13 protein-coding genes are annotated in these 16441 nt (G+C 66.5%); 1 reads left to right on the forward strand and 12 read right to left on the reverse strand.

Annotated features, from left to right (window positions below; translation table 11 throughout):
* Positions 1-9: 9 nt before the first annotated feature.
* The 7 genes from QN239_RS25075 to QN239_RS25105 all read right to left on the reverse strand — a co-directional run bounded on the left by QN239_RS25075 (position 10) and on the right by QN239_RS25105 (position 9282).
* Positions 10-1458, reverse strand: coding sequence for a sugar transferase (locus QN239_RS25075; protein WP_499014515.1), 1449 nt, complete (start codon positions 1456-1458; stop codon positions 10-12).
* 476 nt (positions 1459-1934) lie between these two features.
* Positions 1935-3167, reverse strand: a complete 1233-nt coding sequence (locus QN239_RS25080; RefSeq protein ID WP_499014517.1) for a lipase family protein — start codon at positions 3165-3167, stop codon at positions 1935-1937.
* Entirely contained in the window at positions 3164-4465 is a 1302-nt protein-coding gene (locus QN239_RS25085; protein ID WP_499014519.1) for an acyltransferase family protein, read from the reverse strand. Before QN239_RS25085 ends, QN239_RS25080 begins: the two co-directional genes overlap by 4 nt.
* 26 nt (positions 4466-4491) lie before the next feature.
* Positions 4492-5772, reverse strand: a complete 1281-nt coding sequence (locus tag QN239_RS25090; RefSeq protein WP_499014521.1) for a lipase family protein — start codon at positions 5770-5772, stop codon at positions 4492-4494.
* A gap of 7 nt (positions 5773-5779) precedes the next feature.
* Entirely contained in the window at positions 5780-6508 is a 729-nt protein-coding gene (locus tag QN239_RS25095) for a YveK family protein (protein ID WP_499014522.1), read from the reverse strand.
* Complete coding sequence (locus QN239_RS25100) at positions 6505-7800, reverse strand: lipase family protein (protein ID WP_499014524.1); 1296 nt, start codon at positions 7798-7800, stop codon at positions 6505-6507. Before QN239_RS25100 ends, QN239_RS25095 begins: the two co-directional genes overlap by 4 nt.
* A gap of 3 nt (positions 7801-7803) precedes the next feature.
* On the reverse strand, positions 7804-9282 hold the full coding sequence (locus tag QN239_RS25105) for a tyrosine-protein kinase domain-containing protein (protein ID WP_499014526.1): 1479 nt from the start codon (positions 9280-9282) through the stop codon (positions 7804-7806).
* Between the two features lie 231 nt (positions 9283-9513).
* On the opposite strand from QN239_RS25105, the gene QN239_RS25110 reads away from it, so the two are divergent.
* Positions 9514-10938 (forward strand): O-antigen ligase family protein, encoded by a 1425-nt coding sequence (locus QN239_RS25110; protein WP_499014528.1) that lies wholly within the window; start codon positions 9514-9516, stop codon positions 10936-10938.
* Here QN239_RS25110 and QN239_RS25115 read toward each other — a convergent pair.
* The 5 genes from QN239_RS25115 to QN239_RS25135 form a co-directional block, all read right to left on the reverse strand.
* Entirely contained in the window at positions 10915-12081 is a 1167-nt protein-coding gene (locus QN239_RS25115; protein WP_499014530.1) for a glycosyltransferase, read from the reverse strand. The two genes, QN239_RS25110 and QN239_RS25115, sit on opposite strands and share 24 nt — an antisense overlap.
* A complete protein-coding gene (locus QN239_RS25120) occupies positions 12078-13247 on the reverse strand; it encodes a polysaccharide biosynthesis protein (protein ID WP_499014531.1) in 1170 nt (389 codons plus the stop codon). Before QN239_RS25120 ends, QN239_RS25115 begins: the two co-directional genes overlap by 4 nt.
* Complete coding sequence (locus tag QN239_RS25125; RefSeq protein WP_499014532.1) at positions 13240-14364, reverse strand: glycosyltransferase family 4 protein; 1125 nt, start codon at positions 14362-14364, stop codon at positions 13240-13242. The genes QN239_RS25120 and QN239_RS25125 overlap by 8 nt, the downstream gene beginning before the upstream one ends.
* Complete coding sequence (locus QN239_RS25130) at positions 14364-15044, reverse strand: acyltransferase (RefSeq protein WP_090355889.1); 681 nt, start codon at positions 15042-15044, stop codon at positions 14364-14366. The genes QN239_RS25125 and QN239_RS25130 overlap by 1 nt, the downstream gene beginning before the upstream one ends.
* 126 nt (positions 15045-15170) lie before the next feature.
* Positions 15171-16355 carry a glycosyltransferase gene (locus tag QN239_RS25135; RefSeq protein WP_499014534.1) on the reverse strand — a complete coding sequence of 395 codons (1185 nt, stop codon included), beginning with the start codon at positions 16353-16355 and terminating at the stop codon, positions 15171-15173.
* Positions 16356-16441: the final 86 nt, after the last annotated feature.

Consider the following 16441-nt stretch of genomic DNA (forward strand, 5'->3'; position numbering starts at 1 on the left):
CGCGTCCGATCAGTAGGCGCCGGCCCCGCCCAGGACCGTGCGGACCGTCTTGAACGCGATGAGCACATCGCTGCTGATCGACCAGTTCTCGACGTAGGAGAGGTCCAGCCGAACCGAGTCATCCCAGGACAGGTCTGCGCGGCCACTCACCTGCCACAGTCCGGTGATCCCGGGCAGCACGAGCAGACGGCGACGCACCTGCTCGGTGTAGGCGTCGACCTCGCAGCGAAGGGGTGGCCGCGGACCGACGACACTCATGTCCTTGGCGAGGACGTTGAAGAACTGCGGCAGCTCGTCGATGCTGTAGCGCCGCAGAATGCGGCCCACCGGTGTCACCCGCGGATCCTCCCGGATCTTGAAGAGCACGCCACCGGAGAAGTCGTTGAGTGCACTCAGCCGGCCGACCTGCTTGTCGGCATCGACCACCATTGTGCGGAACTTGATCATCTTGAACGGGGTGCCGTCGATGCCGATACGTTCCGAGCAGTAGAAGATCGGGCCGCGGCTGGTGAGCTTGATGGCGATCGCGCTCAGGATCATCAACGGCGCGGCGCACATCAGCACCCCGAGGGACACCACCACGTCGAAGACGCGCTTCTGCAGCTTCTTGGTTCCGCTGTACTGCGGACGCTCCATGTGGATCAGGGGCAAGCCGGCCACCGGCCGCATGGTCAGGCGCGGACCTGCCACGTCGACCATGCCCGGGGAGACCACCAGGTCCACGCCGAGGCGGTCCAGGTCCCAGGACAGTTCCCGCACGCCGGCCGGGCCGAGGTGATCGGTGGTGGTCAGCGCGACGGTGTCGGCGCCGCTGGCCGCCAGCGCCGTCTCGACGCTGTGCTCATTGCCCAGGACCGGCAGCGACCCGACTCCCGGGATGTCGATGGTGCCGCCGGCGGGATGGCCGGTAAGGCACACCCCCACCACCGAGTAGCCGTAGTCACGCGCGCGGCCCAGGGATTGCACGAGGCTCTGCACGGCCGCGGGACTGCCGACCGCCAGCACCGAGTTCACACAGCGGCCGCCTTTGCGGTACCAGCTCAGTACCCGGCGAGCCAAGCTCCGGCTGATCATCAACAGCACGAGGCCGAGCGGGAACGCCACCGCCAGGTAACCGCGGGCGTATTCGGGCCGGAAGATCATCACGGTGACGGCGACGACGCCGATGGTCGACATGGTGGCCGAGATGACCCGTCGGTACTCCTCGGTCCCGGCGCCCACGATCCGCGGCGAGCGGGTTCCGTAGGCGGCCAGCATGCCCAGCCACATCAGGCCGAAGATCACGGACAACAAGCCGAAGTAGATGGTCAGCGGGTCGAACTGGGTAACAGGGCGCCCCAATCGGACCATCTGCGCACACGCCATCGCGGCACCCACGACGACCACATCGGAGACCGTCAAGGCGACGACGTAGCGACGTTGCCATGCCAGTCCTTGCGAACGGTCGGCAACCGCCACCAGCGGCGATTGCACCGAGGTCGCGTCCCGGGGTTCAGCAAACTGTCCGAGAGCAGTTGTATCACTAGAAACCAGTGCCACCGCTAATTCCCTCTCATCGTGGCGAGATTCTTCATATTACACACGTTTCAGGCCGACGGAGCATCTTTGCAGAGGTTTGCTAGCCACTAGTACGGCGGTGCAACATTGCCAGGGCGTCCGCAATCATGCCGACCGGGAGCTACCAGGAACAGCTGGACTGAGGCTTATCTCACCACAGACAAAAAGTTCTGCAACCGCAACGGGAATGCTAGTTGCCAGAAACCCGCCGTCAAAGCAATTCGCCGCATAAACCGCGGACGTATCGAGAATCACTTGAGAACGATTCAGCCGGGCCGGTGTCGGCGGCCTACTTTTTGGCAAACGTCATGCCCGAAAATGCACTTCACGGCCAGGCATTTCCGGCAGCGATGGACCACTGCGGGGGCAGCCCAGGATCAGGGCTTCGCGACGCACCCGTCGGTGACCGGGGCGCCGGCGAAACGCTCCCCCAGCCAGTCGACCTGGGAAGCGAAGTCGAGATCACCGTGTCCCTTGTCGGCCTGGAAGTCCGCTGTCACCACGCCACCGAGGTCACACGCCCGCCGCATCGCGTCCTCGGTCCAGGCCGGGGCGATGTACTCGTCCTTGCCCCCGTAGACCACCGACATCGGCGCCGACAGCCGCCGTTGCGGCAGCGCCCAGGCCTTGAGGTAGCCGCGCAACCGGTCGGCCGCCTCCGGAGAATTCGGTGCGATGTCCTCCGGCTGCAGGCGATTGATCACCGATTCCCGCTCGTGGACCTTGTCGCCACTGCAGGCGACCAGCACATCCCACTTCTCGGCGGCGATCCCGCGGCGATAGTCGTCCCGGTTGATATCGGGATGCAGCCGCGCCAGCGATTCCACGATCACCGCCAGCGTCGGCATCTGCTCGCGGGTCAGCTTCTGCTGAACCGCCAGATCGACCAGGCCTGCGACGTCGGCCGCCGGCGCCAGCGCCACCACCCCGACGGGCAGCATCTCCGGCGCATAGGTACCCGCCTGCTCCCCCGCGGCCCAGACCGCCCCGCCGCCCTGCGAGCCGCCCAGCGCGGCCCAGCGCTCCGAGACACCGTCGAAGGTGCGCCTCAGCGCCCGCACCGAGTCGATGACATTCAGCCCGGCGGTGCGGGCATCGAGATACGGATGCACCCCGGGGTTACCCAGGCCCTGGTAGTCGGCAACCGCGACCGCATAGCCGGCGGCCACCAGATTGGTCACCCAGTTGACAGCGCCCAACAAGGTGGGTGACAGCGACGGCCCGCACGGCTCGTCGATACCCAATGTGCCGTGCCCGTAGGCGATCACGGGCCAGCCACCGGGCGGCGGGGGGCCGCTGGGAGTGAACACCGAACCGGACACCACCGTGGGTGCTCCGGTATCCCCTTCGGTGGAGCGGTAGACCACCCGGGCCGCGCGAATCGGCGCACCGGTGAGGCGGCGGTTGAACGCGGGCATGGTGACGGCGCTGACGAGTGTCCCGGGCCCCGCGCCACTGAGGTCGGCGGTCGCGATCGGCTGCGAATCCTCCGGGTCGGGTTGTAATCCGACGAACTGCCGTGCCGACGGGGACACCGCCAACAGCAATCCCGCGGTCAGCACGACGACAACGGCGAACACCGCTGCCCACAACAGTTTTCGGCGTTTCACCGTTTCCGGAATCGTTTCGCCAGATCCAGCCCGGGCTTCTCGACGAAGTAGTAGGTGAGGGTCGCGACCGCCAGTGTGACGACGGTGACCACAGCCATGTTGCGCAACATGCCGCCCCAGGTGTCACCGGCCACCAGGTTGAACCGGCCCAGCAGCAACAGCAGCGGATAGTGCCACAGGTACACCGACATGGAGATCAGCCCGATGAAATAGAACGGCCGGGCATCGATCCACCGCGCCAATCTCGACGGGGCGCCCCAGGCCAACGGCAGGATGACCATCACGATGAACAGCGCGGAGACGATACCGAGAACGCCGTAGCCGAACGGGCTCAGATCCTTGACGAGTTTGAGCGTCAGCACGCCGAACACCGGAATGCCCAGGATCGCGGCCCGGTGAATCCACTTGGCCGCCCGTTCCCCGATGACCGCCTGCTCGATCGCCACGAACAGGATCGCCGCGAGCATGCCGTAGGCGAAGAGGTCGGCGTTGGTCAGGATGCTGCGGCTGAAGACCGCGGCCAGGTTCGGGCCCCAGTTCTGCAGCCAGATGTCGGGCATGTACGTCCCGCCGTCCGGGGTGAAGTTGTGCACGTTGACGTGCTCGTACACCCACGGGGTCAGGGCCCGGCCGATATAGGCCACCACCAGCAGGATGGCCGGGGCCACCAACGCCAGTTTCAGCGGTGCGACGTTCAACCGCCGGCGCAACGCGAACATCAACAGGCCCAGCAGGGGCAGCGACAGGTAGAACGCGATCTCCAGGGTCAGCGACCAGGACGGGTTGATGCCCGTCTGGACGTAGTCGGGGATATAGGTCTGCACCAGGGTCAGGTTGGCCAGCAGCTTGCCGGGATCGGTGATCATCCCGGTGCCGTGCTGGGTGCCCGGCAGCTGGGTCGTCGGATTGTCGACGTACACCGCACGGAGCACGAAGTTGCAGATCAGGAAGATGACCACATATCCGGGGAAGACCCGGAACACGCGGTGCAGAAAGTAGGTGCGGGTATCGGGCATGTCCGCACCCGGCTTGGTCAGCCTGCGCACGTACGGCAGGAACAGCAGGAAGCCGCTGAGCACGAAGAACAGGATCAACGCCAGCCCCAGGACATCCAGCAGCGCCTTGTGATGCGTGACCGGGGTGTAGAACTCGCCGACGTGGCCGACGACGACCGCCAGACAGCCCAGTCCGCGGATGCCGTCCAGCCCGACGACCCGTCGGTGTGTCGGCGAGCTCGCGATCACCTGGGATTCGATGGGCAGCTCGGCGGGCAGCTCAGCCTCGGCTCTCTCACTCATCATTGCGGCTCATTCATTCGGGCTCATCATTCAGGCAATGTCAGCTGAGGAACCTTGCGGATGGACGGGCCGCCCTCGACCGTGCAGGTGCTGACCGGCGGATCGCCCCTGAACCGCTGTTGGATCCAGTCCAGTGCCTCGGTCGGATCGAAGTCCCCGTGGCCGCGGCCGACCGCCACGAACGACGCGATGACACTGCCCATATCGCAGGCCCGCTGCACCGCTGCGTCGGTCCAGGCCACCGGGATCAGCTGATCTTGGTCACCCTGCAGCACCAAGGACGGCACGCCGGCCGGCGACCGGGGCAGCCCGCTCATCTGGATCAGGTACGTGCGCAGCTGGTCGGTGGCCGCCTGACTGGCCGGACGCAAGTCATCGGGCGACAGCGAGCTGGCGACATCGAGTCGCTTCTCGGTCGAATCGGCCGAACACCCGGCGAGCAGAGTCCAGTTCGCCTGCGCACCGCCGCGACGGTAATCGTCCAGGTTGAACTCGGGATGTTCGGTCTTGAGCGTCGTGAGGATCAGCACCATCGCGATCGACTGCTGAGGCGTCAGCGCCCCGGCCATCGCGAGGTCGGCCAGCCCGGAGAAATCGGCCGCCGGCGACACACTGACCGAACCGACCAGGTTGAGGTCCGGGCTGGAGTACGCGGCGTTCAGCTCGTTGGCGGCCCAGGACGCCTGACCGCCCTGCGACACCCCGAACGCCACCCACTTGTCCGAGGCGGCCGGGAGGAGTTTCCGGGCGGCCCGTGCGGCGTCGATCATGTTGTAGCCCTCGGTGGTGGCATCGAGGTACGGGTGGTAACCGGTCGTGGAGCCCAGTCCCTGATAGTCGGGCACCACCAGCACATAACCGAGCAACAACAAGGCCCGGATCGCATCGGCCGCACCGGACAACGACGGCGACAACGACGGCGCACAGTCGGAATGGATCCCGACGGTGCCGTGGCCGAAGACGATGACCTGCCAGCCGCCCTCGGGCGGGCGGCCGAGCGGCTCGAACACACTGCCGGTGACGGTCTGAAGGCTGCCGTCGATGCCCGAGGTGGAGACGTAACTGATCCTGGCCGCAACCTCGGAGGCCCGGATGATCCGGCGGTCGACGGTGGGCAGCGTGATCGCACTGCGCAGCGTTCCCGGACCCTCACCGGAATAGTCCGCCGGCAGGTGGAGCTCGTGATCGCCGCCTGACGACTGCGGGGCCGGCTCACCGGTCTTGGCGGCGCTGCAGCCGGTCAACACCACCATCGCGGCCAGCGCACTCGCCGTCAACGCACGCGCAGCGGTCCTCGCAGATTTCACAAAGCTCCTACGTCTTCCGGTGCGTCGCAAGTTTGACAATGTAATTTAGCTGCCCGCGCGTGCCCACGGTGCCACGGCCGATCTCGACCGCCAGCATGATCAGCACGCTGACCGCCAGGCCGACCCCCGCGCCGATCGCCATCGGCCCCAGGATCGGGGTCGGCACCAATTGTGCCGTCTTCGCCACGCCGACCGGCAACAATTCCGCAAGCGGGCCCTTGTACTGAATATCGTCGTTGAACTTGGACTCGAACCATTCGAGTTCTTTCGACAACGTCACCAGGTTGCTCCCGATGGCGTTGGCCTCCTTGACCGCGGTCTCCGGGTTCGAGTTGGTGACGGTGACACGCATGAACACCGAATTCGCCCGGCCTCGCGCGTCCGCCCCACCGGGCACCCATTCCGCCGACACCCGCGAGGCGAGCTCCTCGGGCGGGGTCGTCGACTGCAGTTCCTGGACGGCACGCTGCGCGACCAATGTGGACTTCGCCAACTCCACGTAGCTCGGAATGCGCAGTTTCGCGCCCATACCGCCGTAGTAGAGCGCGAACGTACTCGGGTCGCCGGCGACGGTGGCGAACACTTCGACGGAGGCCGTGTAGCTGGCCGGTCGCGTTTTCACCGCGGCGACGGCCGCGCCCGCCGACAACAAGGTGGCCACCAGGATGATCAGCCACACCCGCGCCAGCATCGAGGCGTAGTCGCGCAGCCGCGGTACCTCGACCGGGGCCCTCACTTGGGAAGTTCCGTCTTCTGCCAGTCCGCGCAGTTGCTCGGCGGAGCCGGGACCCCCGACAGCCGATCGTTGAGCCAACCCATCACGAAGGCCTGGTCCAGGTCGGCGTGCCCCTTGCCGGGGTCTTTCTTGATCTCCAGGTTGCTGCCCGCCGCACAGGCCCGGCTGATCGCCGTCTCGAACCAGGCCTGGTTGACCAGGCCGTCCTGGGTGCCGTAGGCGACCACCAACGGGCTGTCGATGCGCTGGCTGCTCGGCACCGCGCGGGCCGCGAGTTGCTCACGCAGCCACACCACGTCCTCGTAGGTCTTGGGCTTCAGGTCGGCGTTGGTCATCGTCTCCCAGACCCGGCCCACCTGGTCGAAGTCGGTCGGGATGCAGTTGAGAATCAGATCCCAGTTCGCCGCCGTGACCCCCGAGCGGAAGTCGTCCAGGTTCATCTCCGGGTGGAACCATTTGATCGACTGCAGGGCGTAGACCATGGTGACCCGCTGCTCATTGGTCAGGGTGCCGTTCCATGCCGCATCGGCCAGACCGGACATATCCGCCGCCGGCGCCATCGAGATGGTGCCCAGCAGATTCAGGCCCTTCCCGTACTCCTGCGCTTCCTCCGCGGCCGCCCACACGGCCAGGCCGCCGGCCGAGTGTCCGTAGGTCATCCACTTGTCGCTGATCTCGGCGCCGACCCGACGCGCCGCGCGCACCGAGTCGATGATGTTGTAGCCGTAGGTCTTCGCATCCAGGAACGGGTGGGCGTACCCCTTCACCCCAGAACCCTGGAAGTCGCTGGCGGTGACGGCATATCCGGCCTTGATGAACTGGTCCATGGACCAGGCCTGTTTCGGCAGGTTCGGAAACAAGCTGGATGCGCACTTGTAGAGCACACCCTTGGTGCCCTGCCCGAAGCCGATGACGGGCCAGCCACCCTTGGGCGGAACGCCCGCCGGGATGGCGATCGCCGCCGACACCTCCGTCGGCGTCCCGTCGATCCCCGAGGTGGACCGGTACACCACGCGCATGTACGTGGCGCCGTCCTCGTCGAGCAGTTCAGCCCCGCCCTTGATCGGCTCGACCGAGACCAACGATCCCGGTCCGTCGTCGGTCATGTCCGGCGGGGCAAGCTGCGGCTTGCCCTCGTATTGCGGGGCGAACGTCTTGATTGCGGGAGCATCCTGCCGCTCGGCCTGGCGGGGCGCCCCGGTCGAACAGGCGCTGACCGAGGAGGCCACCACGAGCACGGTGAGAAAACCGGCCAGCAGCGCGGTCAGCCGCCCCAGGCGCAGCGACTGCATGGATTACTCCGGTTGTCCCAGTTGAGCCCGATGGCGTGGCTGACCCGATTCCTGGTCCGCCGCGACAACCGGCAACTGCCCGATCACCTCGGTGGGCTGTCCGCTGTCACGCCCACTGTCGACTGCCGGCGCCTCGGCCTTGCGCTCGGCACGATCCTTGCGATTCGCGGGCTCACCGGTGGCCACGACGCCGATGAGCTCGGCATGGGCGGTCGCCAGGACGGTCAACGCCTTGCGTAAGGCGGCCGCCTTGGTGTGACCGATCCGCGCAAGCAGCAGGGCACCATCGCCCAGCGCCGCGGGCACGGTGCCGTCGGAGTACTTGACCAACGGCGGTGTGTCGATGAGCACGTAGTCGAAGTGCACGCGCAGCTCTTCGATCACCTGCGCGGCGGCGTCATCGCCCCACAACTGGCGACGCGCGGCGGGCAGCGGACCGGCCGGCAGCAACCGGAAATCGCCGACCCGGATGGTCGATTCAGCCAGGGTGGACTGCCTGTCGAGCAGGGTGGTGAGCCCCTTCTCGGCCGCCTGAGCGTGCTCGGCCTCGGACACACCCAGCAGCTGCGGCAGCGACGGATCGACCAGGTCGCCGTCGACCAGCAGCACCGAGTGACCCGATTCCGCGAGCACCGCGGCCAGGTCGGCGGCGGTGGTCGAACGGCCGTCCCCCGCCGACGGGCTGGTGATGGCGATGACGTGCGGGTGTTCCCCGTTCCCGGTACGCGCGAACTGGATGTTGGTACGCAGTTCGCGCAGCCGCTCCACGGCCACACCACCCGCAGCGAGGTCGATGACGCCCGGGCCGCCGTTGTTCTCCACCAGGGTGCCGATCAGCGCGCTGTCGGTGACGTCTTCGATGCGCTCCCGGCGGCGCACCCGGGTGTCCGCGATGCCGATGATCGCGGCCAGGACGATCCCGATAGCCAATCCGGCGAGGGCACCCAGAAGGATGCGGGTGACCAGGCCGGTGGACTTGACCGGGCTACCGTAACTCGCGTCATCGACCACAATGGCGCCCGCGGCAGACTCGCCGCCGCGGCGCGATGTCTCCAATTCACCGGTGACCTTGACGAGTTGGTCGGCAATGGCATTGGCATAAAGCTGAGCGGTGGCCGGATCCGGATCTGTTGCCGTGATGTCGAGCAACACCGTTTGCGGCAGCGGAACCGCGGTGATCTTCGCCCGCAATTCTTCGACGGTGATAGGCGCTTTCACCTGGTCGATTGCCCGCGCCGCTACCTGTTCACTGGTGGCGAGCCCCGCATAAGAAAACACCCGTTCTTGCGAGAACAAGTTGTTCTGATAAGCGTCGCCGACCCCGGTACCACTCTGCGTACTGACGAAAAGCCTTGCTGTGGAGGTGTACTCCTGTTTGGAGAATTGGTGCAACACAGCGCCGACACCGGCACCGATCACCGCCGCAAGCAGGACAACCCACCAGAGCCGGCGAAAAATCCGCACATAATCACCGACAGCCAACTGGGCACTCCGTTCGCTCTTTGGTCACCATGACGCCCTCACGATAGCGCCCTCGCCTAGCAAAACACACCGGAGACACCTCCCAGGCACACAGTCCCTGTGGCGAATCCAGCGAAGACAATGCGAGGATAGTTCGGTGCGAGGGGGACCGCAGATCTGGCAGGAGATGAATCGACATTGAAGCTGCCCGCATATTCACGAACTGAAATTGGTGCGGGGGTTGCCGCCTGTGTGCTGGGACCGCTGGCCGCGATTGCCGTCACATTGGGCGGCAAACCTGCGGTCATCGCGATCGCCGGCCTGTTGGCCCTGATAGTGGCGGTCTATATCGGGATGCGTCATCCGCTGTGGCTGTACTACGGCACGGTGATCTTCGTCACCGCGTTTCCCTTCGGGTACTTCCCCGGCGTGCACCTGCCGATCTACCTGGTGCTCGGATGCGGGTCCGTGCTGGCCTTCCTGCTGTATCCGCGGGCGGTGCGGCGGCGATCGCCGCTGATGACGGCCGTTCTCGTGTTGATCCTGATGTCCGCCCTGTCGATGATCGTGACGTTCTCCGCGCCCGTGAACATCATGGACTTCGCCAAGTGGGGTATCGCCACAGGCTTCATGTTCGTCCTGCTGGCGCTCCCGAACGACCAGCTGAGAGGAATCGGCAAGGCCGTCGTCTACTCCTGCACGTTCAGCGGCGTGATGGGTGCCATCGCGGTGGCGCAGGGCACGACGAAGTGGGTCTACGCGCCGTTCTCGATCATCGGTTACTACGCCGCCGACCGGTTCTACATCACCGGCGGTACCCACACGCTGCCCAAGAGCGGCCGGTTCGACGTCGGCGAGGGTAGCGAGACCTTCCAACGCCTGGGCGGAATGTGGGCGGACCCCAACGCCGCCGGCATCGGCCTGGTGATCGGTATCGCGCTCGCCGCCATCTTGTTCACCGGATGGCAGCGGGTGACGCTGATGAGCCTGCTGTCGGTGTGCATCGTGCTGACGCTGAGCCGCGCGGCGCTGTCCAGCGTCCTGGTCGGCGTCGCTCTGGTCTTCATCTTCCACAAGATGCGGTCCCGCGACCGTCAGGTCATCGTCGCCACCCTGTTCGTCGCGGCCGCGGCCGCGATGTCGATCCCCGCGGTCCGAAAACGGTTGACGGGCTCACTGGGCGAGAACGACGCCGGCGCATCGGACCGCATCGCCGCGATCCGCGAATTCCCCATGCGCCTGGGTGACCACTGGATCTTCGGGCGCGGTTGGTCACTGCGTGAATTCAAAGACGGACCGTACGCGTTCACCGAGAACTTCGTGTCCAATGCACCGCTGATCGCGGTGCACCGTGGCGGACTCGTCGCCGGTCTGTCCTTCGTGGCGGTCATCATCATCGGGTGCGTCGTGGCCGCCAAACTGATCCGCAGCGACTCGCTGCCGTACGCGTTCTTCGGCGGCGTGTTCATGGCGTTCTCGATCATCGCCCTGAACCTGGACCACCCGGTCGTGGTGATCGCACAGATGGCCTTCATGTACACGTTCTTCTTGACGTTCCTGCAATACGCCGACGAGCAACGCAAAACGGGTGCACTCGACTCACCCAAGGTGCCCGCGCCCCTGTCGAAACCTGTTGCGGCACAAGAGCCGAAACTAACCGCTACGACCGCCCAATAGCTCGGCGACCGCCCGGTGCGGCCGGCGGTCGGTCCAGTAGTCCTGGTTGAGGCGGTACAGCCGCTCACCTGCCTCGGCGGCTCCGGCGCTGTTCAGCAAGTACTTCCGGCACTGCTCGATGAACGCCGCGTCCCCGTCGAACACACCGAGCCCCAACAGCTCCCCTAGGGAGCCGACGGCAGCGGTGGTCCCCACCACGGGCAGCCCCATGCGCGCCGCATCCAGGATCTTCACCCGCACTCCCCCGCCCGTGCGGATCGGCGCGATCATCGCCCGGCAGGTCCCGAGGAAGCCGGCAAGGTCGTCGACGAAGCCCAGATCCCGGACACCGGGCGGATATTGGGGCTCGGGGGCGTTGGCCGCCTTGGCGCCGATCACGCACAACTCGGCACCGTCGATCCCTTCGGCGATCCGGGGCCACAGCCGCAGTGCCTCTTCGAAGGCCTCCTGGTTGGGCGGCCAGTCCCGGGTGCCCATCAAGACCAGCCGACGCGGTGTCGAGGCCACGGCGACCTGCTTGCCCGGCGGCAGGGTGATATCCATCCAGCGCGCATCGCGCACCCCGTGGGAGCGATAGAACTGCGCTTCCTCGGCGTCGAAGGTGCCGACCGCATCGGCGACCCGAGCCACCCTCAGTTCGTCGTGGAGCAACCTCCCGACCTGCAGCCGGCCGAGCACTCCCCGGGTCGCCCGCCACACCAGCGATTCACTCACGTGGGTATTGACCACGAACCGTGACTTTCCCATCCGCGAGCTGCGCAGGAAGGATTCAGCCATATAGCTGTGCTCGGCAACGTAGATGTCCGCACCGGCGGCGTCTATCGCCGCGACCAGGTCGTCATTGTCGAACCGGGCGTGCACCAGACTCCGCCGGGTCCGCACGACATCGAGGAGCAGACGCAGGGGCTGCACACCCGATTTGGCCACCCGCACCAGCGGCACCCCATCAAAGGTCAGCGTCCCCGCCGGTTCGTGGGACAGGCAGATCGCCGACACCTCGAATGTCTGGGCGGCCAGTTCCATGACCAGACGGGACAATTCGACGTCGCCGCCGTGGTCGGCCACCGGGTCCTTGGACAGCAGGAAACAAGCGGTCGCTCTGTCGGGGTTCGTCTTGTCTGCGTTCGTCTTATCTGGGGTCATGCCACAGGTTTCCGGTACAGCACGCGAACGTAGATGGCCAACAGCATGGCGTCGGTGACGACGGCGGCGATGGCCGCACCGACCGCACCGGCCCCCACCAGCAGTGCCACCAAGCCCAGCCTGATCGGGACGATACTGAAATTGGCGATCAGCCGGATGCCGTCCCGATGCTGGTTGTAGAGCACCGCCTGGAACACCGTGCTGATCGTGCGCATGGCGCAGAACAGGGACATGATGGTCATCGCGACCGCCAGTTCCTCCGGCACCGCGGGGACCACCATCATGACCAGACCGGTGATGAGCACCAGCACCCCGGCCGCCACCCCGAGCAGCACCGTGCCCTTCAGGGGTGGCCCGGCCGACACATGACCGTCGCCTTCGCGCAGCGCCTGGTTGTAGGACATGCCGAAGGTCTGGCCGACCGCGACGATCGCGAGGGTGACCGTGGTGCAGATGCCGTAGTAGCCGGCGGTGGTGCTGTTGGTGAGCCACCCGAGCAGCAGCAGGTCGCCCTGCACACCGGCCATGATCGCGAACGTCTCGCCGACCAGGATGGCGATCAACCGCGGTGAGCCCGGGATGCCCGGACGGTGTCGCAACGCGATGGGCCCCACCCACAGGGCGGTCAGCACGTACGGCGCGACCAGGATGGACGTCGCGATCTGCAGGGTGGGGTGCGGTACCGCGAACAGGTAGATGCAGGCCGGTACCACGCTCGCGAACTGCCGCCCGGTGTCGATCTGCGCCGCCTTGTGCGGGTGGCCGTCGCGCAGGGTGCGACTCTCCCAGGCTTTCAAGGTCAACTCGCCGCCGGAGACGAACAGACCGAAGGCGGCGACGTAGTTCACCTCGAGCAGCGCCAGGCCGACAGCCATGAAGCCGACGCCGAGCAGATACCGGGTGGCACGGTCGGACAGGAAATGTTCCTCCGACTCCCGTACCGACCGGACCACGAACAGGTTGTCGATCGGCGACCCGATCAGTGAGTACACCGCGTAGGCCATGGCGTACTTGCCGTAGTCCGCGATACCCAGTTGACCGACCAGCGCCAGCGTCCACACCATCCCGCCGGCGCGGCCGCCGTACATCCAGAACGCCGCCCACAAGGCGTGGGTCAGATGCTGCGAGCCCGGCTTGGCCACGACGGGTTCGCCCGTCTCAGACACCGGCGGACCTGCTGTCGAGGAGTTGTTGCCATACCGCCACGAACGCCTCGGCGGTGCGCGCGGGCGAACGCTCCTGCCGGGTCCGGTCGGCGTTGACACCCAATTCGGTCAGCCGGGCTTCGTCATTCAGCAGCGTCCCGATCTCGGTCGCCAAGCGACCGGGATCCGCTCCCGGCGGAACGACCACCACGCCGTGTTCGGGATCCAGTTCGGCCAGTGACCCGTAACCGGTGCAGACGACCGGCGTGCGGTAGGCCATCGCGTGCGCCACCACCCCGGAGGCGGGATAGGTCTCGGCATAGAAATGGCGTTTGCCGTACGGCAGCGCGATGGCCCGGACCGAGGCGAAGAAGGCGTCCTCGGCGGCACCGTCGACCCCGCCGAGAATCTCGATACCGTCGGCCCGGGGCAGGTCCTCGGTGCCGCGGCCGGCAACCCGGATCAGGATATCGTCGGGCAGTTGGGCCCGGATCTCGGCGATCTGCTCGAAACCCTTGCCGCGATAGACGAATCCGAAGAATCCGACTGCCTTCGGACGATCCTGGGCGGGCGCGATGACGGGCCGCTCCCGCACCAGGTGCGGGATGTAGGCGGTGCGGGTACGCGGGTAGGTGCGTTCGATCGATCCTCGCCCCGTCTCCGTCAGCGCGATCAGGGTCCGCTCCCCGTACACCCGGCCCTCGATGGCCCGCGACAACGGGCGCAAGGGGTAGTGGATGCCGTGGGTGAGCAACCGTGAGTTGGCGATGAACCGCGGCCGGGCCAGGAACCACAAACCCTGGGGCGGATCGTGGATGGTGGCGGTCACCGGTACCCCGGACAGGCCCGCAACCGCCCAGAAGGTGGGCATCACCCCGGTCGACAGCTCGGCATGCACCAGGGTCCGGCCGGGGGGCCCGTCGGCCACCAGGGTGCGCACCCGGGCCCGGTGCCGGCGCACGTCGGCCAAGGTGTCGATGCCCGGGCCGGCGGTGCGTTCCTCGACGACCTCGCCGAAATGCGGGCGCAGCGCCTCCACCAGGTCCTGGGCGTAGTCGCCTACTGCGGTCTGCCCTTCGTCGGGGGCGACGAAGACCAGGCGGTGGTCCTGCAGCGAACCACCGAGCACACGCCCCATCAGTAGAACGGCGGGGGTCGGCGAGTGTTGGTGTACAGCAACACGTCTGGATCCCGTTTGCCGATCACCTTGGCCGGCACCCCACCGACGATGTTCAACTCGTCGACGTCCTTGGTCACCAACGCCTGCGCGGCCACCACCGCGCCGCGGCCGATCAGCGACGGCAGGACCATCGCCCGACTGGCGATCCACACGTAGTCACAGACCACCGTCGGAATCGGCACCGGCAGGAAGTCCGGATGGTTGACGTCGTGACCACCGCCGATGATCTGCACATCGCTGGCGATCGTGACCTGGTTGCCGATGTAGATGCCGGCGCGTGCGTCCAGCATGCAGCGGAAGCCGATGGCCACCCCGTCACCGATGGTCAGATAGGCCGGATCGAGGACGGTGGTACCCCGCAGGATCGAGGTGTGCTTGCCGATCTTGGCCCCGCACAACCGCAGGAATCCGAGCCGGATGGTGTGCGACGGGATGTAGGTGACGAAGAGGTTGAACACCAACTCGCCGATGCGGTTCTTCGCCTTCGGAACGAAACCGATGCCCTGCATCTTGTACTGGATCACCCGGTTGTTCTCGTCGAGAACCCATTCCGACTCCGGCGCCATCCTCAGCGCCGGGGCGGCGGCCTTCTTCCGGGCTATATCAGCCGGATCTGCTGAAGCCGGTTCACGAAACATGAATCACTGCTCCTTGTCGACGAATCGCGTCAACCATAGCGACCGGTGCGCCGATCCGTCGGCCGCATGCCCGGGGTCGTCGCTGCGAGTCGGCGATCGCGCCGGAACCCGGCGGCCGGGCGTTCATCACGGCACGACGAGCGCGTCAACCGCCTCATGAAGACGTTCGGCGTAGCGCTGCTCGGTGAACTGGTCGGCGTGCTTACGGATGACCTGCGGATCGAAGCTCTGGGCGTCGAATCGGTCCAACGCCGCGGCGATCGAATCGGCCTGCGGCTCAGCGAAGAACGTCCCGGTGACACCGTCGACCACGGTGTCGAGGAATCCACCCCACCGCAGCACCACGGCGGGTTTGCCCCAGACCGCGGCCTCGATCGGCGTCAGACCGTAGTCCTCGTAGCTGGCCGCGATCAGCGCCCGGCACGACTGGTACAGCCAGGCCATCTGCGCATCGGTGAGGTCTGACAGCAGCGCCACGTTGGGTGTGCGGATCTGCTCTATATGGCGCGCCTCGGGGCCTCGGCCCACCACCACCAGCCGACGGTCGCTGCCGGCAAAGGCCCGCACCACCTTGTCGACGTTCTTGTACGGCAACAACCGGGACACACACAAATAGAACGGCTGGTCACCGGTGGCCCACTGCTCAACCTCCGGGACCGGTTCCACCTCGACATCGGTGCGCATCGCGACCGGCGAGGGCAGGACGTCGGCGTCGATGCCATAGACATCGTGGATCCGGTCTTTGATCATCGTGGAGACCGCCAGGTACCGGTCGACCGTCCCCGCTGCGCGGCGATCCCACGCCTTCAGCGGCGGCCCGGCGACCTTCAGCAGCGCGCGTTTGAGTCCGTCGCCCTCGTCGTTGAGATACATGTCCGTCGTGTACAGCCAGTGCGCCGGCGTGTGGCAGTGCACCAGCTTGGCGCCGTTGGTGCGGAACCCGTGGGCCCAGCCGCTGCTGCTGGTGACCACGACGTCGGCGTCGACGAACATCGACGACGCCGCCGCGGGCAGGAGCGGCAGGGCCGCGCGGTGGTGCTTGCGCAACACCGGGATCCGGTTCAGCGGCGAGACCCGCACATCCCGATCGGCGAATTCCGGGTAGGTACCGGCCGGGTGGTAGAGCAACGTGTAGATCGGCGCATCGGGAAAGGCCCGACTCATCGACAACACGACCTTCTCGGCACCACCACGTTGCGTGAGGTAGTCGTGAGCGATGACCACGCGGGGTCCATCCACTCCGTCGTAGCGGCGCTGAGCCTTCACGTGGGCGTTCCTCTCCAGGTGAACGGGCCAGTTGGCGCCCACCATGGCAGCCACCCTACAAAACCGGAGCTCTGGGGCAAGCCGGCGTGAAACGCCCAAACCGCACCCAACTATCCGCGTTCTTAGGGAAC

It is taken from the genome of Mycolicibacterium sp. Y3 (assembly GCF_051188035.1).
Taxonomy (GTDB): Bacteria; Actinomycetota; Actinomycetes; order Mycobacteriales; family Mycobacteriaceae; genus Mycobacterium; species Mycobacterium fluoranthenivorans.

Excerpts from the sequence above, each read along its gene's own strand:
- QN239_RS25085 (WP_499014519.1), bottom strand. The coding sequence starts at position 4,465 with ATGAGTGAGAGAGCCGAGGCTGAGCTGCCCGCCGAGCTGCCCATCGAA.
- QN239_RS25100 (WP_499014524.1), bottom strand. The coding sequence starts at position 7,800 with ATGCAGTCGCTGCGCCTGGGGCGGCTGACCGCGCTGCTGGCCGGTTTT.
- QN239_RS25115 (WP_499014530.1), bottom strand. The coding sequence starts at position 12,081 with ATGACCCCAGATAAGACGAACGCAGACAAGACGAACCCCGACAGAGCG.
- QN239_RS25125 (WP_499014532.1), bottom strand. The coding sequence starts at position 14,364 with ATGGGGCGTGTGCTCGGTGGTTCGCTGCAGGACCACCGCCTGGTCTTC.
- QN239_RS25130 (WP_090355889.1), bottom strand. The coding sequence starts at position 15,044 with ATGTTTCGTGAACCGGCTTCAGCAGATCCGGCTGATATAGCCCGGAAG.
- QN239_RS25135 (WP_499014534.1), bottom strand. The coding sequence starts at position 16,355 with ATGGTGGGCGCCAACTGGCCCGTTCACCTGGAGAGGAACGCCCACGTG.